Raw genomic sequence first — 19,950 nt, 5'->3', positions numbered from 1 at the left:
TTTATCGGTGGATATAAACTATAGTTTATGAGGGATGGGTATGACATGGACGGTGATCATGTGTCCGGAATTCGCCACATGGTATGAGAAGCAAGACCGTGCGGTGCAAAAACGGCTTTCAGCGTATCTGATGCATTTAAGTCAGCTCGGGCCTGCACTTGGGCGCCCGCTGGTCGATACGTTAAAAACGTCGCGCTATGGTCAACTCAAGGAGCTGCGCGCCCAGTGTCAGGGAAAGCCGTGGCGCATCTTGTTCGCCTTTGATCCCTGTCGCCGCGCAATTTTACTGTGCGGCGGCGATAAAACCGGGAATAAACGTTTTTATTCGATTTATATCAGGCTGGCGGAAGCGCGTTTTTACAGGCACCTGCTGGCGTTAAGGAGTGAGAGATGAAAACACTGGATGACGTGCTGGCAGGCTATTCCGCAGAAGAGTACGCCGAAGTATTACGCATGGCTGACGAAATCGCGCTGGAACACGGCCTGCCGCGCATTCGCGAAGCGCGGGCGTTTTCGCAGCAGCAGCTGGCGGAGATAATGGGCGTAACACAGCCCGCTATCGCCGCCATTGAGCAGCGCGGCAAGGAGATCAAACTGCTGACGCTCAAGCGCTATGTCGAAGCGCTGGGCGGCAAGCTCTCTTTGCTGATAGAGCTGCCCGAAGGCAGCAAAGTGATCCCGGTCTGACTGCGCCGGTTACTGAAACACCACCTGCGCCCAGCGTGCAAGACCGGCGGTGACGGAGCCGAAATCGTCGCCGCCCTGCACCGGAATGCCCGGCAGTTGCGTTTGCAGCGCCTCGCGGATGAGCGGTGAACGCGCGCTGCCGCCGGTGAGGTAAATGACATCGGGGCGTTCGTTGCTTGCCTCAAGCGCCAGCGTCACCTGCTCAAGAATACGCTGTAGCGGCGGGTTAAGCGCCAGCGCGAGCGCCTGCTGCGTGATCGTCTGGCTCAGTTGCGCCTCGATAAACGGCAGCGCGGTCTGGCAGAGCGGCGCCTGCGAAAGCGCGATTTTGCTCTCTTCCGCCGCGCGCACCAGACGGTAGCTCAGGCGCTGCCGCCACACTTTTTGCAGCAGCGCTACTTTTTGCGGCTCGCGGGCGTCGCGCGCTAAATCCGCCAGCAGGCGTCCGCAGGCGGCGCTGTAGAAATCGCTCTGCGCCGGCACGTCGTTAATCGCGCAGGCGTTCCACCACGGCAGCACCGGCAGCGCGGTGCCTTTTTCGGTTTCGCCGCCCATGCCGAGCAGGGGCATCAGCTGTTTAAACGCCAGCGCGATATCCAGATCGTTACCGCCCACACGACAGCCGCTGTGGCCGAGAAGGCTTTGATCGCGGTCGCGACGGGCGCGCCACTGCGGGCCCATCAGCAGCAGCGAACAGTCGGTGGTGCCGCCGCCGATATCCACCACCAGCACGCGCTGTTCTTCGCGAAGCGTCGCTTCAAAGTCGAGACCGGCCGCGACTGGCTCATACTGGAACACCACGTCGCGAAAACCGGCGCGGTGCGCCGCGCGCTCGAGGATCCCCTGCGCCTGACGGTTGGCCTCATCGCCGCCGAGCCCCTGGAAGTTGATCGGACGGCCAATGACCGCCTGGTCTATCTCCGCGTTGACCTGCTGCTGCGCCGTCTGACGAATATGCACCATCATCGCGCAGACCAGATCTTCAAACAGCGCGACCTGCTGCGGCTTCAGCCCGCTGGCGCCGAGAAACGACTTCGGCGACTTCACGAACCAGACCTCTTCCGGGTCGTCCATATACTGGCGCAGCGCGCTGAGCCCGAACTGTACGCTGCCGGGCGTGACGTCGATACTCTCTTCGCGGTTATAGCTCACCGCCCGGCGCAACAGCGCCTGCGTTTCCGCGCCGCTCGCCTCGACATTCTGATGGCGATACAGCCATTCGCTTATCGCCTCGCGCACCGGCGCGCCAATCATAGACGGCAGCAGCGTCGAGCCCTGCTCAAGCGGCAGCATCTGCGGCGCGCCGTCGCGCATGACTGCCACAGAGCAGTTAGCGGTGCCGTAGTCAAAACCGATAAACATTCACATATTCCCCATGCCGTGAAGAAGGGGGGCGACTTTAGCGAAATGTCGCGTCGGCGGCAAATGGAATAACCGCGCAAGGCAAAAAAAGGGCGTAGCGATTAAGCTTTAGAAATCATCAACAAAGGAGACGCCATGTTTACGCTTCGCTATCAGCCGCCTTACGACTGGCCGTGGATGTTACGTTTTCTCAGCGACCGCGCCGTAACGGGCATTGAAGAGGTGAGCGAAAGCCGCTACCGGCGCACGCTGGCTATAGGCGAGCATCAGGGCTGGTTTTGCGTTACGCCGCACCCGGAGCGCGCAACGGTGACGCTTGAGATGAGCGATGGCCTGCTGCCAGTGGCGGAAGCGGTGCAGGCGCGCGTGGCGCGGCTGTTCGATCTGGATTTCGACCCGACGCCGATGCTGGAGACGCTCGGGCCGCTTGCCGCCGACAGACCAGGATTGCGGCTGCCGGGTTCGGTAGACGTATTTGAGCAGGGCGTGCGCGCGATTCTCGGGCAGCTGGTGAGCGTGGCGATGGCGGCGAAGCTGACCGGCAAAGTGGTGCAGGCGGTGGGCGCGCCGCTTGAGGATGGAACGGGCTGGCGCTTCCCGACGCCTGAGGAGATGGCGCGCGCCGATCCTGCGACGCTGAAAGCGCTCGGGATGCCGCTGATGCGCGCCGGGGCGCTTATTCAGCTCGCCCGTGAACATCTGGCCGGGCGCTTTCCGCTCACCTGCCCGGAGGATGTGGCGGCGGGCGTGAAAGCGCTGACGCAACTGCCTGGCATCGGCCCCTGGACGGCGAACTATTTCGCGATGCGCGGCTGGCAGGCGCCGGATATCTTTCTGCCTGACGACTATCTGATTAAGCAGCGTTTCGCGCCGATGACGCCCGCGCAAATCCGCCGCTATGCCGCGCGCTGGCAGCCGTGGCGCACCTACGCGCTCCTGCACGTCTGGTATGCCCAGGACTGGCAGACGCCGCTTAGTGAATAGCGAAGTAGCTGGTGGCCAGGCGGGCGGTGAGCGCCTGGGTCTGGGATACGGTTTCGCCGTAAATCAGATCGATGCCGACGCTGGCGAGCGTTTCCAGCAACGACTGCTGGTCGGCAGGGCCGGCGATGGTTTGCAGGCCGAGGCGGCGCGCGTTGCCCATCACAATCGTCAGCAGCATTTCGTCCATCAGGCTCGCATGGGCGTCGGTCACCAGATCGCTTGCCACCATAATGTAATCGGCGCAGGCGGCAGAGATGTGCTCAAACACTTCCAGCTCGCGGCCGATATGGCTCAGCACGACCCGGCAGCCCGCTTCACGCAGGCGCGCCAGATGGCGGCGCGCCGTCGCGGCATCCTGCATCAGCACCTCGCTGTTAATCATCAGATGCAGCAGGCGCGGCGGCAGCGGGCTTTCGGCGAGCTGCGCCAGCAGCGCGTCGAGGCGCTGCGCGTTTAACAGTGTCGCGCCGGAGAGGGTTAACGCCACGCCGACGCCTTTGCGCGCTACATTCGCGGCGTGATCCCGGAAGAAATCGGTCAGCATGCGGGTGTCCAGCGCCTGCATCAGCTCAGGATCGTTAAGCCCCGCGCGGAAGCTGTGCTCTTCTATCATCTCGCCTTCGCTGGTCCACAGACGCAGCGACAGCAGCCAGAAGCTGGCGCTTTCCGGCACGCGCGGCGAGGCGACCGGACGCACCATCAGAACATGATGGTGTTCGCTTATCATGCGCTGCTGCTCCTGGGCGGTCAGCGTGCCGCGGCCGTGATGGAGCTGCTGCTGGTGCGGCTCGTAGACCGTCACCACGCCGCGTCCGGCGTTCTTCGAGGTGTAACAGGCGATATCCGCCTGCGACATCACTTCCTGCGCCTGGTTATTGGACGCTTCGATTATCGTAATCCCCGCGCTGGCGCCGATGCGGTGCAGGCGGCTCTCCCAGACAAACGGATATTCGTTGATGGCCGCCACGATGCGCTCGCAGATGGTGCGGGCGTTCTCCAGGCTGCAATCCGGCAGCAGCAGGCCGAACTCATCGCCGCCGAGACGCGCCAGCACGTCGGTGGTGCGCAGCATACCGAGCATCAGCGAGGCGAGTTCGCGCAGCAGCGCGTCGCCCGCCGCATGCCCGGCGGTATCGTTTACCGCTTTAAAACGGTCGAGATCGATATAGACCAGCGCGTGACGCTGATGGGTTTCGCTGACGCTTTGCAGCAGACGCTTAAGGTGCGTTTCGAAGCTCACGCGGTTGGCGAGATGGGTAAGCGCGTCATGCGAGGCGCTGTAGCTCAGCTGGCGCAGCATTTTACGTGATTCGGTAACGTCATGGATAACCAGCACGGAGCCGATATTTTCCCCTTCCAGCGTACTGAGCGGCGTAATGGTGTAATGAATGTCGTAATTGCCGCCGTTGCGGCAGTGCAGCACCACGTCCTGTTCAATTCCGGTGCCGGGGTGTGTGGCTTCGCCGCTGTGAATATTGTCGAGCAAAGGGCCGTTATCGCCGAACGTGATACGTAAAATGCCCAGTACCGGCTGGCCGATCGCCTCTTCCTGGCGCCAGCCGCTCATCTTCTCGGCGACCGGGTTCATAAAGGTGACGTTCATATCGATATCGGTACAGATCACCGCCTCGCCGATGGAATCGAGCGTGATATGCAGCCGCTCTTTCTCCTGGAACAGCGCCTCGTTGAGCTGTTTCACCTCGGTCATGTCCATATTCACGCCGAGCAGTCGCTCCACTTCGCCCTGTTTATTCAGCACGCGGTTGGCCAGCGCGCGGATGTGGCGCACGCCGTTTTTCACCTGAATGCGATACTCCATCTTAAACGGCACGCGCGCGCGCAGCGCCTCCTGGATGGTGGCTTCCGCCTGGGCGACATCTTCTTTCAGCAGCCGCGATTTCCAGAGCTGGTAGGTCGGGCGCGTGTGCGGCGGCACTTCATAAAGCTCAAACATGCGCTGATCCCAGGCGAGCACGTCGGTGCCGAGCTCCCACTCCCAGATGCCGATGCCGCCCGCTTCGTTGGCGAGCGTAATACGCTCCATCAGGCGTTTGTTCACCCACTCGGTGCGCTTGAGTTCGGTAATATCTTCCACCTGGGCGATAAAATAGAGCGGCGAGCCGTCGCGCTGGCGCACGATAGAAACCGCCAGCAGCGCCCATACCACGTCGCCCGCGCGGGTGTAGTAGCGCTTCTCCATCGAGTAGTTATTCATCTCGCCGTTCAACAGCTTCTCGACCTGCGCCATATCGGCATGCAGATCTTCCGGGTAGGTCAATTGCTGGAAGCTCATATTCGCGAGCTGCTCGGGCGTATACCCGAGAAACGTACAGAGCGCTTTGTTAACCTGCAAAAAGCCGCCTTCTGTCGAAACCAGCGCCATGCCGATGGCGGAATATTCCATCGCGTTGCGAAAACGCGTTTCGCTCTCGGTGATGAGCTTGCGCTCTTCCCTGGAGGCGTACATCACCATCGTCATGACGTTAGCGGGCAGCAGAATCATCAAAAAGGGCAGCCAGGGCGCATTGACCACCACGCCTTCGTGCGGCAAATCGAGCAGCGTCGGGTTAGTGGCGATAACGAAAGAGACCATCATGACGGTGGCGAGAAAGACCGTGAACGCCTCCAGCCGCGGCAGGCGGATGGCGCTCCACATCAGCAGCACAATCACGAACGTGAACGGCCACGGCATATAATGCAGCGCCAGCCAGCTGCACAGCAGCGTGACGCAGAGCGTCGCCAGGCTTTCGGCCAGCAGGCGCGGGCTGCGGTGACGCAGCAGGTAGCGCGCTTTAAACAGCAGCCCGAGCGGCACCAGCGCCAGCGCGCCGATGGTTTCCGATAAGATCCACACCAGCGCCAGGCGCAGCGTGACGTGACCATCGCTGATGGCCACCAGTAAAAAACCGCCCACCAGCGGCGGCACCACGGCGCTGGCGAACGCCAGCCGCATCCAGTTATTGAGGTTTTTAAGCGGGTTGTACCAGGGCAGCAGTTTGCGCAGCAGTATGGCGCCTACCAGCGCTTCGATAATGTTTATCGCGGTATAAGAGAGCTCAAGATGCGCGGGCGGGAACAGCGTCAGGGTAGCGAGCACCGTGCCCGCGCCGCAGACCAGCGCAATCGGCACCCACAGGCGCAGGGCGTGGCGAAAGAACGCCACCATCATAATGGAGGTCGGGAACCACAGCGGGGCCAGCAGCGTGTCGAATAGCGTCAGCTCAAGCGAAAAGAGCGTAAAAATGTAGGTCAGTAAGCCAAGGCTTACTAAGCGCAGCAGAGGATGCGGCGTGGCCGCCAGCTCCTGCTTGTTCTTTTTTTTAATCATTACCACATAATCCGCATAGGCATTGCCGTCAGGTGCAATACCCGGACGCATCAGGAAAAATGTTTCGGTTATGCTAGTACAAACAATTTACAATTCCTATGGCGTCTGCTCATAAATTAACTGCGGTGAATAATAAAAAGCGCGCCGGAGCGCCTGGGCCTCGCTTACTGCCTGTTTCCACGGCGAAAAACACCGCTTTTCGGCTGCCATGCGCGACAGAATTTGCGCACTTATTCTCACGATTGCAGCATCGACTGGTATCAATTTCGTGAAATCCCTATAATTGCCGCGTCTGGCGCGACGGCGTCACCCTTCCTTTTCTCTTTATTATGTAAACCAGGTCGCTAATTTATGACTGACAAGTCCCATCAATGCGTCATCATCGGCATCGCCGGCGCATCGGCTTCAGGTAAAAGCCTTATCGCAAGTACCCTCTATCGGGAGCTGCGTGAGCAGGTCGGTGATGAACACATTGGTGTTATTCCGGAAGACAGCTATTACAAGGATCAAAGTCATCTGTCCATGGAGGAGCGGGTTAAAACCAACTATGACCATCCGAACGCGATGGATCACAACCTGCTGTTTCAACACCTGCAAATGCTGAAAGCAGGTAAACCCATCGAGCTGCCGGTTTACAGCTACGTGGAGCATACCCGTACCGCGCAGACGGTACATATCGAACCGAAAAAGGTGATTATTCTGGAAGGGATCCTGCTGCTCACCGACGCGCGTTTGCGCGAAGAGATGAATTTCTCAATTTTCGTCGATACCCCGCTGGATATCTGCCTGATGCGCCGCATTAAGCGTGACGTCAACGAGCGCGGCCGCTCTATGGATTCTGTGATGACGCAGTACCAGAAAACGGTGCGCCCGATGTTCCTGCAATTTATCGATCCTTCCAAGCAGTACGCCGACATCATCGTGCCGCGCGGAGGCAAGAACCGCATCGCTATCGATATTCTCAAGGCGAAAATCAGCCAGTTCTTTGAATAAGCTGCGTTTTGCGTGTACCGTTCCGGAAGTTACCCTCAGGCTTTCGGCGTTTGCCGGAAGCCTGAACACATCAGGAGAGTGTAATGCGTCTTTGTGACCGAGATATTGAAGCCTGGCTGGATGAAGGCCGACTGGCGATTACCCCGCGTCCGCCGGTGGAGCGCATTAACGGCGCCACGGTGGATGTGCGTCTTGGCAATAAATTCCGCACCTTCCGCGGCCATACCGCCGCGTTTATCGATTTAAGCGGCCCGAAAGATGAAGTGAGCGCGGCGCTCGATCGCGTCATGAGCGATGAAATCGTGCTGAACGACGGCGAAGCGTTTTATCTCCATCCTGGCGAGCTGGCGCTGGCGGTGACCTATGAGTCCGTCACGCTGCCGGCGGATCTGGTGGGCTGGCTCGACGGCCGTTCGTCGCTGGCGCGGCTCGGGCTGATGGTGCACGTCACCGCGCACCGTATCGATCCGGGCTGGCAGGGCTGTATTGTGCTGGAGTTCTATAATTCAGGTAAGTTGCCCCTGGCGTTGCGCCCTGGCATGTTGATTGGCGCGCTGAGCTTCGAGCCGCTTTCCGGCCCGGCGGAGCGACCATACAACCGCCGTCAGGATGCGAAATACCGCGATCAGCAGGGCGCTGTCGCCAGCCGTATAGACAAAGACTAAGCGCCTGCGGGCCGGTCTGCAGAGGATGCCATGAGACGAGTTCTGACCACGCTGATGATCTTACTGGTGGTGTTTTTCGCCGGTCTCTCCGCGCTGGTGATGCTGGTAAATCCCAACGATTTTCGCAGTTACATGATAAGCCAGGTCGAGCGGCGCAGCGGGTATCAGCTGAAGCTGGATGGCCCGCTGCGCTGGCACGTCTGGCCGCAGCTCAGCATTCTCTCGGGCCGGATGAGCCTCACCGCGCCCGGCGCCAGCCAGCCGCTGGTGAGCGCCGATAACATGCGTCTCGACGTGGCGCTGTTTCCGCTGCTCTCGCACCAGCTCTCTGTGCGTCAGGTGATGCTGAAAGGCGCGGTGGTGCAGCTTACGCCGCAGAGCGAAGCGCGCCACGAACCGGGCGCGCCGGTCGGGCCGAAAAACAGCGCGCCGCCGGTGGAAGATTCGCGCGGCTGGTCGTTTGATATCGCCCGTCTTAAAGTGGCCGACAGCGTGCTGGTGTTCCAGCATAAAGATGATGAACAGGTCACCGTTCGCAACATCAATCTGCAAATGGAGCAGAACGAGCGCCACGACGCGCAGCTTGAGCTGAGCGGCAAAGTGAGCCGCGATCAGCGCGATCTCACCCTCTCGCTCACCGCCGCGCTGAACGCCGCCGACTATCCGCAAACCCTGAGCGCCACGGTGTCGCAGCTCTCCTGGCAACTGCACGGCGCCGATCTTCCCCGCGACGGCATCACAGGCGAGGGCACGTTCCAGGCCCGCTGGTTTGAGGGCGACAAGCGGCTGGCGTTCAGCGCGCTCAACCTTAAAGCCAACGACAGCCAGCTTGCCGGGCAGGGAAGCGTGACGCTCGGCGACAGACCCGCCTGGGATCTCGATCTGCATTTCAGCGCGCTGGATCTCGAAAAACTGCTCGCGCCGGATCCGGCGACCACCACCGCCGTCGCCCAGCAGGGCCAGCAGAGCGCGCTGCCGCGCCCGGTGATCGCCGCTGAAGTTGACGAGGCGCCCTACATGGGGCTACGCGGTTTTAACGCCAGCGCCCGTATTCAGGCCGACAGCGTGCGCTGGCGCGGGTTGACCTTCAGCGACGTCAACGCGCAGATGCGCAATCAGGCGGGGCTGCTGACGCTGACCGCGCTTAACGGCAAACTCGGCGCGGGGGAGCTGTCGCTGCCGGGAACGCTTGATGCGCGCGATGATGTGCCGGAAGCACGCTTTACGGTTAACGCGAAAGAGATTGAAGTGGGCGACATCCTGCGCGCCTTTAATTACCCTATCGCGCTGACCGGTAAAATGAGCGTTAACGGTACGTTCCAGGGCGATCGCATCGACGCCCGGGCGTTCCGTGAAAACTGGGAGGGCGAAGCGGCGCTCGCCCTTAAAGGCAGCCGTATGGAAGGGCTGAACTTCCAGCAGCTGATCCAGCAGGCCGTGGAGCGCAGCGGCGGCGGCGTGAGCGCGCGTGAAGATTTCGACAACGCCACCACGCTCGACAGTTTCACCACGCACGCGACGCTGGATCACGGCGAGCTGGCGCTTGACGAGATGCAGGGGCAGTCTTCACTGCTGGTCTTACGCGGCGAAGGGACGCTCGATCTGGTGCGCGAACAGTGTGATACCCGCTTTAAGGTGCAGGTCACCAACGGCTGGAAAGGCGACGACAAACTGGTGCAGTGGCTGCAGGCAACGCCGGTGCCGCTGCGGGTTTATGGCCCGTGGAACGCGCTTAACTACAATCTGCAGGTCGATCAGCTGCTGCGTAAGCATTTACAGGATGAAGCGAAGCGCCGGCTGAGCGACTGGAGCGAGCGCCACAAAGACAGCAGTGACGCGAAGGACGTAAAAAAACTGCTCGATAAGCTTTAAGCGATCGCGCACAAAAAAGCGGCCCTGGCGGCCGCTTTTTTTATGTCGCTACGCCGCGTCGGTCGGCGTTTCCTGAGTCACGGCCTGGGAGGTTATCTGCACCTTCTGGATGCGATGGTGTTCCACCTCCAGCGTTTTAAGCTGGTAATGCCCCACCTGGAGCGTTTCGCCCACGCCCGGAATGTGTTGCAGATACTCCATCATCAGCCCGGCGAGCGTGTGATATTCGCGTTTGTCATCGAGCGGCAGCGGCACATATTGCACCAAATCTTCCAGCGGCATATGGCCGTTGGCGGTCCAGCTGCCGTCGGCGTTTTTCTGGATATCGTGGCGCGCGTCAATCTCTTCCACTTCGTTCGGCAGATTACCGGCGATGGTTTCCATCACGTCGCTCAGCGTCACCACGCCCTCCACCGAACCGAATTCATCGACCACAAACGCGAAGTGGGTGCGGGCGTTGCGGAACTGCTCCAGCGCTTTCAGCAGCGGCAGCCCTTCCGGGAACACCAGCGGCTGGCGCACCAGCGCGCGCAGGTCGAGCGGTTCGCCGCGCAGCGACTGTTGCAGCAGATCGATAATGTGCACCACGCCGAGCAGATCGTCCTCTTCCTCGTCGCTGCGGATCACCACGCGGGTGTGCTGATTGCGCTCCAGCAGCGCGCGCACCTGCGCCTCGGGGGCGTTGATGTCGATATGCTCGACGTCGTGACGGGAGGTCATGATGCTGCTGACGGTACGCTGGTTAAGGTTCAGCACGCGTTCAATCATCAGCTGCTCCTGACGGTTAAACAGCGGATGGTTGTTGTAATCGGCAATAAGCGACGCCGTCTGCGGGTCGAGATCGGCGTCTTCTTTCTTGCCGCTGATAAGCCGCATTACGGCCTCGGTGGTGCGCTGGCGCAGCGTCTGGTTGGCGGTGGAGAGAAAACGGCGGCGGTTGAAAATCGCGAGCTGGTTGAGCGCCTCGATAATAATGGAAAAGCCAATCGCCGCGTAGAGATAGCCTTTCGGAATATGGAAGCCGAAGCCGTCGGCAATCAGGCTAAAGCCAATCATCAGCAGGAAGCTGAGGCAGAGAATGACGATTGTCGGGTGATTATTCACAAAGCGCGTCAGCGCCTTGCTCGCCAGCAGCATCAGAGAGACGGCGATAATCACCGCGGCCATCATGACCGCCAGGTGATCCACCATGCCCACCGCGGTGATCACCGAATCGAGCGAAAACACCGCATCGAGGATGACAATCTGCGCCACTACCGCCCAGAAACGGGCGCCGCGCCGCTGCGTCGGGTTTTCCGTGTCTTTGCCTTCGAGTCGCTCGTTAAGCTCCACCGTGGCTTTAAACAGCAGGAACAGGCCGCCCAGCAGCATGATTAAATCGCGGGCGCTGAAGCTGAAGCTTTTAATGGTTAACAGCGGCGTGGTGAGGGTCACCAGCCACGAGACGGACGCCAGCAGGCCGAGGCGCATGATCATCGCCAGTATCAGGCCGGTGACGCGCGCGCGGTCGCGCTGGGCGGGAGGGAGTTTTTCAGCCAGGATGGCGATAAACACCAGGTTGTCGATTCCGAGCACCAGCTCCAGCACGATAAGCGTGGCCAGACCTGCCCAGATAGAGGGGTCGGCAATCCATTCCATATGAGGTCAGTTACCTTTTAAGATAAATAGTAGTCTGATGATCCTGGATAAACCGCGCTTAAATTGCAACGCGAGGCAGAATTATCTTAACGATGAGCTGTGGCTGGAAATTAACCAAAAGTGGCAAATTAATGCTAATAAATAGCCAGATGCCATATTCTGGTCATAATGAAAAAGAATGAAATAATAATATTACCCGGATATATCTTAAATAAAGTGTCCGCGTAGTTTATTCACTCCTGCCTGTCAACATGAAGAAAATCCTAAAAGCAATAAAATGGGCTGTTCATATTATTCTTAAAAACAGCCTTGCAACGGTGCGTTAACTTGCCTGCCAAAAGTTTAGCTGCAACAATCCACTCAGCATTTCTTATTCCCACCGGCACACAAGGATTTTTCTTTGTGCGTTCTGGATGAGCAGTGCGCCAGCGTAATGAACCGTCTCTTGCAATAAGATAAATCCAATTGGAAGAGGCTTCACAGGGGTGTGTCAATATAACCGTCTGTTTTTGCAGTAGATTGGTAACTGAAAGCCAAGGGCGGTAGCGTGCCTGAAGTCTGTCAATTAGCCTCAATTATTCTGTCAATAGTATATGGGTAAATAAGCGACTTTTAGGAATGATTCCAGTTATATTCTGGCGCCTGACGCCGCATTCTTGATGCAGGAACAAGCGGTACGGTGGCTTATTTAAAGGGTCAGAATAATTACTCTGCCAAAGTGATAAAAATTCAATGATGAAATCCAGACTGAAATTGATGCCTTTATTGGTGTCTGTAACCTTGATGAGCGGTTGCACTGTTTTTCCCGGCAGCAATATGTCTACGATGGGAAAGGATGTGATCAAGCAACAGGATGCAGACTTTGATCTTGACCGGATGGTGAACGTATATCCGCTGACGCCGCGACTGGTAGAACAATTACGTCCTCGCCCGAATGTGGCTCAGCCGAATATGTCTCTCGACCAGGAGATTGCCAACTACCAGTATCGCGTAGGGCCGGGCGACGTACTGAACGTCACCGTCTGGGATCACCCGGAACTCACCACGCCTGCGGGCCAGTACCGCAGCTCCAGCGACACCGGCAACTGGGTGCAGCCGGACGGCAGCATGTTCTATCCCTACATCGGTAAGGTCCATGTCGCAGGCAAAACGCTCGGCGAAATCCGCAGTGATATTACCGGCCGTTTAGCGCAGTACATCGCTGACCCGCAGGTGGACGTTAATATCGCCGCATTCCGCTCGCAGAAAGCCTATATCTCAGGCCAGGTGGCGAAATCCGGCCAGCAGGCCATCACCAACGTGCCGCTGACGGTGCTGGACGCCATCAACGCCGCGGGCGGCCTGACGGACGCCGCCGACTGGCGCAACGTCGTACTGACCCATAACGGCCAGGAGCGCCGCATCTCCCTACAGGCGCTGATGCAAAATGGCGATTTGAGCCAGAACCATCTGCTCTATCCGGGCGACATCTTATTCGTTCCACGTAATGACGATCTGAAAGTCTTCGTGATGGGCGAAGTGAAGAAACAGAGCACGCTCAAAATGGACTTCAGCGGCATGACGCTGACCGAAGCGCTCGGCCAGGCCGAAGGCATCGATCTGACGACCTCCAACGCGAGCGGCATCTTCGTTATTCGTCCTCTGCGCGGCGACAACCAGCGCGGCGGCAAGATCGCCAACATTTACCAGCTTGATATGTCTGATGCGACGTCGCTCATTATGGCGACGGAATTCCGTCTGCAACCGTATGACGTGGTCTATGTCACCACCGCACCGGTGGCGCGCTGGAACCGTCTTATCAACCAGTTGCTGCCGACCATCAGTGGCGTCCGTTATATGACGGATACGGCAAGCGACGTACACAACTGGTAATGCCTATGTTTAACAAAATTCTTGTGGTTTGCGTGGGGAACATCTGCCGTTCCCCCACGGCGGAGCGGCTGCTTAAGCGATACCTGCCGGATGTGACGGTCGCGTCCGCAGGGCTTGGCGCGCTGGTCGGGAAGGGCGCGGACGCCAGCGCCGTGAGCGTGGCGGCCGCACACGACCTCTCTCTGGAGGGCCATGAGGCCCGCCAGATAACCAGCGCCATGTGCCGCGACTATGACTTAATCCTCGCCATGGAAAAGCGCCATGTCGCCTCGATTTGCGATATGGCGCCGGAGATGCGCGGCAAAGTGATGCTGTTTGGTCACTGGGACGACCAGCGCGATATTCCCGACCCGTATCGCAAGAGCCGGGACGCTTTTGAAGCGGTTTATGGACTTCTGGATCACTCTGCCCGCCAGTGGGCGCAGGCACTGAAAACGCAGCAGGGATAACGATGACTGAAAAAGTGAGACATTCTGCCGCCCCGGTGGAGGGCGGCGACGAGATAGATATCGGACGCCTGGTCGGCACCGTAGTGGAAGCGCGCTGGTGGGTGCTTGGCATTACGGCGCTGTTCGCGCTGGGCGCGCTGATTTATGTCATGTTCGCCACTCCCATCTACAGCGCCGACGCGCTGGTGCAGATCGAGCAGAATCAGGGCAACTCCCTGGTGCAGGACATCAGCACGGCGCTGCAAAACAAGCCGCCCGCGTCGGACGCGGAAATTCAGCTGATCCAGTCCCGTCTGGTGCTTGGCAAAACCGTCGACGATCTTGATCTCGACATCGCCGTGCAGAAAAAGACGTTCCCGCTGTTTGGTTCAGGCTGGGAGCGCCTGATGGGCCGTGCCGACGAGACCATTAAAGTCACTACCTTCGACCTGCCGAAAGGCATGGCGGAAGAGGAGTTTACGGTCACGGTGCTGGGCCCGAAACAGTATCAGCTCACCAGCAGCGGCGGTTTTAGCGCCCGCGGCGAAGTGGGGCAACCGCTGAGCAAAGGCGGCGTGAAGATGATGGTTAATGAAATTCACGCGCAGGAAGGCAGCGAGTTTACCGTCACCAAATACTCCACGCTCGGCATGATCAATCAGTTGCAAAATAACCTGACGGTCACCGAAACGGGGAAAGACACCGGCGTGCTGAGCCTCACGTACATGGGCGAAGATCGCGATCAGATCCGCGATATTCTCAACAGCATCACCCGCAACTACCTTGAGCAGAACATCGAGCGTAAATCGGAAGAAGCGGCCAAAAGCCTGGCGTTCCTCGCCAAACAGCTTCCGGAAGTACGCGCGAATCTGGATGTCGCTGAGAACAAACTCAACGCGTATCGCCAGCAGCAGGATTCTGTCGACCTGCCGCTGGAGGCCAAAGCGGTGCTGGACTCTATGGTAAACATTGACGCTCAGCTTAATGAGCTGACGTTCAAAGAGGCGGAAATCTCCAAGCTCTACACCAAAGCGCACCCGGCGTACCGCACGCTGCTTGAAAAACGCCAGGCGCTGGAAGATGAAAAGGCGAAGCTCAATAACCGCGTCACCGCGATGCCGAAAACCCAGCAGGAGATCGTGCGTCTGACCCGTGATGTGGAATCGGGCCAGCAGGTATACATGCAACTGCTGAACAAACAGCAGGAGCTGAAAATCACCGAAGCGAGCACGGTGGGCGATGTGCGCATCGTCGACCCGGCGATTACGCAACCGGGCGTCGTGAAGCCGAAAAAAGCGCTGATCGTACTCGGCAGCATTATTCTCGGCCTGCTGCTCTCTATCGTGATTGTGCTGCTGCGTTCGCTGTTTAACCGCGGTATCGAAAGTCCGCTGGCGCTGGAAGAGGCGGGTATCAACGTCTACGCCAGCATCCCGCTCTCTGAGTGGCAGAAATCGCGCGACAGCGTGAAGACCGTCAAAGGGGTGAAACGCTTTAAACAGAGCCAGCTGCTGGCGGTGGGCAACCCGACGGATCTCGCCATCGAGGCGATCCGCAGCCTGCGCACCAGTCTGCACTTCGCCATGATGCAGGCGCCGAACAACGTCCTGATGCTGACCGGTGTGAGCCCGTCTATCGGTAAAACGTTTGTCTGCGCCAACCTGGCGGCGGTCATCAGTCAGACCCACAAACGCGTGCTGCTGATCGACTGCGATATGCGTAAGGGCTATACCCACGAGCTGCTCGGCACCACCAACGTTAACGGGCTCTCCGATGTGCTGGCAGGCCAGGGCGATATCAGCCGCTGCGCGCAGAAAACCTCTGTGCCGGGCTTCGACCTCGTGCCGCGCGGCCAGGTGCCGCCGAACCCGTCAGAGCTGCTGATGAGCGAGCGCTTCTCGGAGCTGGTGAAATGGGCGAGCGCGAACTACGACATGGTGCTTATCGATACGCCGCCGATTCTGGCCGTCACCGATGCCGCCGTCGTCGGCCGCCACGCCGGCACCACGCTGATGGTCGCGCGCTATGCGGTCAACACGCTCAAAGAAGTGCAGACCAGTCTGAGCCGCTTCGAGCAGAACGGTATCCAGGTGAAGGGCGTTATCCTCAACTCCATCTTCCGTCGCGCTTCCGGCTACCAGGACTACGGCTACTACGAGTACGAGTACAAATCGGACCACAAGTAGCGGCGTCTCTCCTCACCCCGCCCTCCCGCTTCCTGCGGGAGGGTAAGCAACCCCCAACGGCAGGCTTATTTTCTTCCTCTTGGCAGAGGAGGAGGGCGGGGGTGAGGGCAACGAACACGGCGCAGCCTTACGCGGCTACGCCCTTGCGGCAACGTGCATAACATCCATTAAGCATTCGGAGAAACCACAATGACCAGCACCGCGCGCCCCTTAGTGTCTGTTTACATGCCGACGTGGAACCGCCAGCAACTGGCTATCCGGGCGATCAATTCCGTGCTGCGCCAGGACTACGACAACTGGGAACTTATCATTGTCGACGACTGCTCCAGCAACTGGGAGCAGCTGCAAAACTTCGTTCTGGCGCTTAACGATCCGCGCGTCAGCTACACGCGCAACGACTTTAACTCCGGCGCGTGCGCGGTGCGCAACCAGGCCATTCTGCAGGCGAAGGGCGATTTCATCACCGGCATCGACGACGATGACGAGTGGATGCCGAACCGTCTGTCGGTCTTCCTGGCGCATAAAGAGAAGCTCAATCAGCACGCGTTTCTCTACGCTAACGACTATCTGTGCGAAGGCCAGGTCTACTCGCAGCCGACCAGCCTGCCGCTCTACCCGAAATCGCCGTGGTCGCTGAAGCTGTTCTTTAAGCGCAACATCGTCGGCAACCAGGTGTTCACCTGGGCGTGGCGCTTCAAAGAGTCGCTGTTTGATAACGAACTTGCCGCCGCGCAGGACTACGACATGTTCCTGCGTATGGTCGTGACCTACGGCGAGCCGTGGAAAGTGGAAGACGCGACGCAAATTCTGCATATCAACCACGGCGAAATGCAGATAACCAAATCGGCGAAAAAGTTTGCCGGTTATTTCCACTTCTACCGTAAACACAAAGATAAATTCGACCGCGCCAGCAAAAAGTATCAGCTGTTTACGCTCTATCAGATCCGTAATAAGCGCATGAACTGGCGCACGCTGCTGACGCTTTTGTCGGTGCGTAATACCAAACGTCTGGCTGACAGCCTGCGGGGGAAATAATGCTGCTTGAGGATCTGCGCGCGAATTCATGGAACCTGCGCCCCTGCTGCATGGTGGTCGCCTATCGCATCGCGCACTTCTGCTCGGTGTGGCGCAAAAAAAACGTGCTTAACAACCTGTGGGCGGCGCCGGTGCTGCTGCTCTACCGCTTTTTTACCGAATGTGTGTTCGGGTATGAAATTCAGGCCGCCGCCACCATTGGCCGCCGTTTCACCATTCACCACGGCTACGCCGTCGTTATTAATAAAAACGTGGTGGCCGGCGATGATTTCACCATTCGCCACGGCGTCACCATCGGCAACCGCGGCGCGGACAATCTCGCCTGTCCGGTTATCGGCAACGGCGTGGAGCTCGGCGCGAACGTGGTGATGATTGGGGATATCACTATCGGCAATAACGTCACGGTAGGCGCAGGCAGCGTGGTGCTGGACAGCATTCCGGACAATGCGCTGGTGGTCGGCGAAAAAGCGCGGGTGAAGGTAATTAAATGAACATATTACAATTTAATGTCCGCCTCGCAGAAGGCGGCGCGGCAGGCGTGGCGCTGGATCTTCACCAGCGCGCCCTGCAAAAAGGGATGCGCTCCCGTTTTATTTACGGCTACGGCAAGGGCGGCAAAAAAAGCGTCAGTCACGACAATTTCCCGGAAGTGGAAAAACATACGCCGCGACTGACCTCGATCGCCAATATCGCGCTGTTCCGTTTCGTCAACCAGGATCTCTTCGGCTCGCTCGACAGCCTCTACCGCCGCGTGACCCGCACCGACGGGCCGGTGGTGCTGCATTTTCACGTACTGCACAGCTACTGGCTGAATCTCGATAAAGTGGTGGCGTTCTGCCAGAAGCTGAAAGCGCACAAGCGCGACGTCACTTTCGTCTGGACGCTGCACGATCACTGGAGCGTCACCGGTCGCTGCGCCTTTCTTGACGGCTGCGAAGGCTGGAAAACCGGCTGCCAGAAGTGCCCGACGCTGGATAACTATCCGCCGGTCAAAGTCGACCGCGCGCACAGCCTGGTCGACAACAAACGCCAGCGCTTTCGCGACATGCTGGCGCTCGGCTGCCACTTTATTTCGCCAAGCCAGCACGTAGCCGACGCCTTTAACAGCCTCTACGGGGCAGGGCGCTGCAAGATTATCAACAACGGCATCGACGTGGCGACGGAAGCCATTCTCGCCGAACTGCCGCTGATGCCGCCGGGCTCCGGCGCGCCGAAAATCGCGGTGGTGGCGCACGATCTGCGTTACGACGGCAAAACCAATCAGCGTCTGGTGCGCGATCTGGTGGCGCTCGGCGATAAAGTGGAAGTGCACACCTTCGGCAAGTTTTCGCCGTTTGAAGGCGCGAACGTGGTCAACCACGGCTTTCTGACCGACAAACGTAAGCTGATGAACGAGCTGAATCAGATGGACGCGCTGCTCTTTACCTCGCGCGTCGATAACTACCCGCTGATTCTGTGCGAAGCGCTCTCCATCGGCGTGCCGGTCATCGCCACGCACAGCGAGGCGGCGCAGGAAGTGCTCAATAAATCGGGCGGTAAAACGGTCGATGAGAGTGAAGCGTTGCTGCTGGCGCAGCGCGGTAAGGCGCAGATCGCCGAAGCGGTTTTCAACACCACGCTTGAGGCCTTCCGGGCGCGCAGCCGGGAAGCGTACAGCGGCCAACAGATGCTGGAGGAGTATGTCTCGTTCTATCAGAATCTGTAGCTATCTGCTGCTGCCGTTCATCTATCTGGTGGTGAACGTTAAGCTGGCGCAGCTCGGCGAGAGTTTCCCGATTACGATTGTGACCTTCCTGCCGGTGCTGCTGCTGCTGTTCGTCGATAAAATTAACCTGAAGAAGCTGATGATCGCGCTGGGGATCGGCGCCGGTCTGACGCTCTTCAACTATCTGTTTGGTAAATCGCTCGACGCCAGTAAATATGTCACCTCGACGATGCTGTTTCTGTATACGGTTATCATCATCGGGATGACGTGGAGCATACGTTTCAAGACCATCTCGCCGCGTAACTACCGCAAAATTCTGCGGCTGTTCTACCTGGTGGTGGGCTTTATCGTCACGCTGGCGGCCCTGGAGATGATGCAGATTATTCTCTCTGGCGGCAGCAGTCTGATGGAGACTATCTCGAAGTTCCTCATCTACAGTAACAGCTATGTGCTCAATTTCATTAAGTTTGGCGGCAGGCGCACCACTGCGATGTATTTCGAGCCGGCGTTCTTCGCTCTGGCATTAATCTCAATTTGGCTCAGCATCAAACAGTTTGGTATCAAAACCCCAAAAACCGATGGTATGATTCTTTTAGGGATAGTCTTATCCGGTTCGTTTTCGGGCGTGATGACATTTATCCTGTTTTATTTGCTTGAGTGGGCGTTTCAGTATCTTAATAAAAACGCGATTCGTAAAAAGTTGCCGCTGGCAATTGTTTCCCTGGCTGTCTTTATCGTGGGCGTGGTGTTCGCCTTCCCGTATATCGCAGAGCGTATCGGTGATTTAGGCACAGAGGGTTCGTCATCCTATTATCGCATCATCGGCCCGCTGGTGATGGTGGGATATTCGCTGACGAATATCGATGGTGTAGTGCGTTTTGGTTCGCTTTACGAATATGTCGCATCATTCGGAATTTTTAACGGTGCGGACGTCGGAAAAACAATAGACAATGGGCTCTACCTGCTAATCATTTATTTTTCATGGTTCGCAGTGTTACTCACCGGCTGGTATATGTTCAGGGTCGGGAAAATGATGATTAACGCATTTGGTAATAATCAGAATTTTCGTGTACAGCTGTGGTTATTTACACCTGTATCCCTGTTTTTTACCGGTTCGATTTTTAGCCCGGAATATGCGTTCTTAATTGTTTGTCCGTTTATTCTGCGTAAAGCGTTAAACATTACTGATTCCTGA

General features: G+C 58.3%; 16 protein-coding genes. 13 read left to right on the top strand and 3 right to left on the bottom strand.

Features of this window, described 5'->3' with window-relative positions; genetic code table 11:
* Nucleotides 1–40 precede the first annotated feature (40 nt).
* Together AFK65_RS12970 and AFK65_RS12965 are read left to right on the top strand one after the other, a co-directional pair.
* Nucleotides 41–394, top strand: a complete 354-nt coding sequence (locus AFK65_RS12970; RefSeq protein ID WP_007699539.1) for a type II toxin-antitoxin system RelE/ParE family toxin — start codon at nt 41–43, stop codon at nt 392–394.
* Nucleotides 391–687 (top strand): helix-turn-helix domain-containing protein, encoded by a 297-nt coding sequence (locus tag AFK65_RS12965; RefSeq protein WP_007699536.1) that lies wholly within the window; start codon nt 391–393, stop codon nt 685–687. The genes AFK65_RS12970 and AFK65_RS12965 overlap by 4 nt, the downstream gene beginning before the upstream one ends.
* A gap of 9 nt (nt 688–696) precedes the next feature.
* Here AFK65_RS12965 and yegD read toward each other — a convergent pair whose 3' ends face one another.
* Complete coding sequence (gene yegD, locus AFK65_RS12960) at nt 697–2,049, bottom strand: molecular chaperone (protein ID WP_007699533.1); 1,353 nt, start codon at nt 2,047–2,049, stop codon at nt 697–699.
* A gap of 135 nt (nt 2,050–2,184) precedes the next feature.
* Here yegD and alkA point away from each other — a divergent pair, with 135 nt between their 5' ends.
* Nucleotides 2,185–3,033 (top strand): DNA-3-methyladenine glycosylase 2, encoded by an 849-nt coding sequence (gene alkA / locus AFK65_RS12955; RefSeq protein WP_038856776.1) that lies wholly within the window; start codon nt 2,185–2,187, stop codon nt 3,031–3,033.
* Here alkA and AFK65_RS12950 read toward each other — a convergent pair.
* Complete coding sequence (locus tag AFK65_RS12950) at nt 3,023–6,412, bottom strand: diguanylate cyclase (RefSeq protein WP_081639379.1); 3,390 nt, start codon at nt 6,410–6,412, stop codon at nt 3,023–3,025. The genes alkA and AFK65_RS12950 overlap by 11 nt on opposite strands.
* A 300-nt stretch (nt 6,413–6,712) precedes the next feature.
* On the opposite strand from AFK65_RS12950, the gene udk reads away from it, so the two are divergent.
* From udk to asmA, 3 genes are all read left to right on the top strand, one after another.
* Entirely contained in the window at nt 6,713–7,354 is a 642-nt protein-coding gene (gene udk, locus AFK65_RS12945) for a uridine kinase (RefSeq protein WP_004386755.1), read from the top strand.
* An 83-nt stretch (nt 7,355–7,437) separates the two neighbouring features.
* Nucleotides 7,438–8,019, top strand: coding sequence for a dCTP deaminase (gene dcd / locus AFK65_RS12940; protein ID WP_007699522.1), 582 nt, complete (start codon nt 7,438–7,440; stop codon nt 8,017–8,019).
* Between the two features lie 30 nt (nt 8,020–8,049).
* A complete protein-coding gene (gene asmA, locus AFK65_RS12935; RefSeq protein WP_038856779.1) occupies nt 8,050–9,891 on the top strand; it encodes an outer membrane assembly protein AsmA in 1,842 nt (613 codons plus the stop codon).
* Nucleotides 9,892–9,939: 48 nt separating this feature from the next.
* On the opposite strand, the gene AFK65_RS12930 is transcribed toward asmA, so the two are convergent.
* Nucleotides 9,940–11,529, bottom strand: coding sequence for a TerC family protein (locus tag AFK65_RS12930; protein WP_007699491.1), 1,590 nt, complete (start codon nt 11,527–11,529; stop codon nt 9,940–9,942).
* Between the two features lie 732 nt (nt 11,530–12,261).
* Between AFK65_RS12930 and AFK65_RS12925 the strand changes: the two genes are divergently transcribed.
* The 7 genes from AFK65_RS12925 to wcaD all read left to right on the top strand — a co-directional run bounded on the left by AFK65_RS12925 (nt 12,262) and on the right by wcaD (nt 19,950).
* A complete protein-coding gene (locus AFK65_RS12925) occupies nt 12,262–13,401 on the top strand; it encodes a polysaccharide export protein (RefSeq protein WP_038856781.1) in 1,140 nt (379 codons plus the stop codon).
* Nucleotides 13,402–13,406: 5 nt separating this feature from the next.
* Nucleotides 13,407–13,850, top strand: coding sequence for a low molecular weight protein-tyrosine-phosphatase Wzb (gene wzb / locus AFK65_RS12920; protein WP_038856783.1), 444 nt, complete (start codon nt 13,407–13,409; stop codon nt 13,848–13,850).
* Nucleotides 13,851–13,852: 2 nt separating this feature from the next.
* Nucleotides 13,853–16,015: a tyrosine-protein kinase Wzc gene (gene wzc / locus AFK65_RS12915; RefSeq protein ID WP_007699482.1), complete on the top strand. Its 2,163-nt coding sequence runs from the start codon at nt 13,853–13,855 to the stop codon at nt 16,013–16,015.
* Between the two features lie 189 nt (nt 16,016–16,204).
* Nucleotides 16,205–17,050, top strand: a complete 846-nt coding sequence (wcaA, locus tag AFK65_RS12910) for a colanic acid biosynthesis glycosyltransferase WcaA (RefSeq protein ID WP_007699479.1) — start codon at nt 16,205–16,207, stop codon at nt 17,048–17,050.
* Between the two features lie 2 nt (nt 17,051–17,052).
* Entirely contained in the window at nt 17,053–17,541 is a 489-nt protein-coding gene (gene wcaB / locus AFK65_RS12905) for a colanic acid biosynthesis acetyltransferase WcaB (RefSeq protein ID WP_085959952.1), read from the top strand.
* Nucleotides 17,538–18,755: a colanic acid biosynthesis glycosyltransferase WcaC gene (wcaC, locus tag AFK65_RS12900; RefSeq protein WP_038856785.1), complete on the top strand. Its 1,218-nt coding sequence runs from the start codon at nt 17,538–17,540 to the stop codon at nt 18,753–18,755. Before wcaB ends, wcaC begins: the two co-directional genes overlap by 4 nt.
* A complete protein-coding gene (wcaD, locus tag AFK65_RS12895) occupies nt 18,730–19,950 on the top strand; it encodes a colanic acid polymerase WcaD (protein WP_007699464.1) in 1,221 nt (406 codons plus the stop codon). Before wcaC ends, wcaD begins: the two co-directional genes overlap by 26 nt.

This window comes from Cronobacter universalis NCTC 9529, from assembly GCF_001277175.1.
In the GTDB taxonomy this organism is placed as follows: domain Bacteria; phylum Pseudomonadota; class Gammaproteobacteria; order Enterobacterales; family Enterobacteriaceae; genus Cronobacter; species Cronobacter universalis.
This window is presented reverse-complemented; position numbering and strand designations above follow the sequence as displayed.

What these genes read in the sequence shown, in the direction of transcription:
- wcaA (WP_007699479.1), top strand. Translation starts at nt 16,205, where the DNA reads ATGACCAGCACCGCGCGCCCCTTAGTGTCTGTTTACATGCCGACGTGG.
- AFK65_RS12930 (WP_007699491.1), bottom strand. Translation starts at nt 11,529, where the DNA reads ATGGAATGGATTGCCGACCCCTCTATCTGGGCAGGTCTGGCCACGCTT.
- wzb (WP_038856783.1), top strand. Translation starts at nt 13,407, where the DNA reads ATGTTTAACAAAATTCTTGTGGTTTGCGTGGGGAACATCTGCCGTTCC.
- AFK65_RS12925 (WP_038856781.1), top strand. Translation starts at nt 12,262, where the DNA reads ATGATGAAATCCAGACTGAAATTGATGCCTTTATTGGTGTCTGTAACC.
- wzc (WP_007699482.1), top strand. Translation starts at nt 13,853, where the DNA reads ATGACTGAAAAAGTGAGACATTCTGCCGCCCCGGTGGAGGGCGGCGAC.
- AFK65_RS12970 (WP_007699539.1), top strand. Translation starts at nt 41, where the DNA reads ATGACATGGACGGTGATCATGTGTCCGGAATTCGCCACATGGTATGAG.
- udk (WP_004386755.1), top strand. Translation starts at nt 6,713, where the DNA reads ATGACTGACAAGTCCCATCAATGCGTCATCATCGGCATCGCCGGCGCA.
- wcaD (WP_007699464.1), top strand. Translation starts at nt 18,730, where the DNA reads ATGTCTCGTTCTATCAGAATCTGTAGCTATCTGCTGCTGCCGTTCATC.
- alkA (WP_038856776.1), top strand. Translation starts at nt 2,185, where the DNA reads ATGTTTACGCTTCGCTATCAGCCGCCTTACGACTGGCCGTGGATGTTA.
- yegD (WP_007699533.1), bottom strand. Translation starts at nt 2,049, where the DNA reads ATGTTTATCGGTTTTGACTACGGCACCGCTAACTGCTCTGTGGCAGTC.
- wcaC (WP_038856785.1), top strand. Translation starts at nt 17,538, where the DNA reads ATGAACATATTACAATTTAATGTCCGCCTCGCAGAAGGCGGCGCGGCA.
- asmA (WP_038856779.1), top strand. Translation starts at nt 8,050, where the DNA reads ATGAGACGAGTTCTGACCACGCTGATGATCTTACTGGTGGTGTTTTTC.
- AFK65_RS12965 (WP_007699536.1), top strand. Translation starts at nt 391, where the DNA reads ATGAAAACACTGGATGACGTGCTGGCAGGCTATTCCGCAGAAGAGTAC.
- AFK65_RS12950 (WP_081639379.1), bottom strand. Translation starts at nt 6,412, where the DNA reads ATGCGTCCGGGTATTGCACCTGACGGCAATGCCTATGCGGATTATGTG.
- dcd (WP_007699522.1), top strand. Translation starts at nt 7,438, where the DNA reads ATGCGTCTTTGTGACCGAGATATTGAAGCCTGGCTGGATGAAGGCCGA.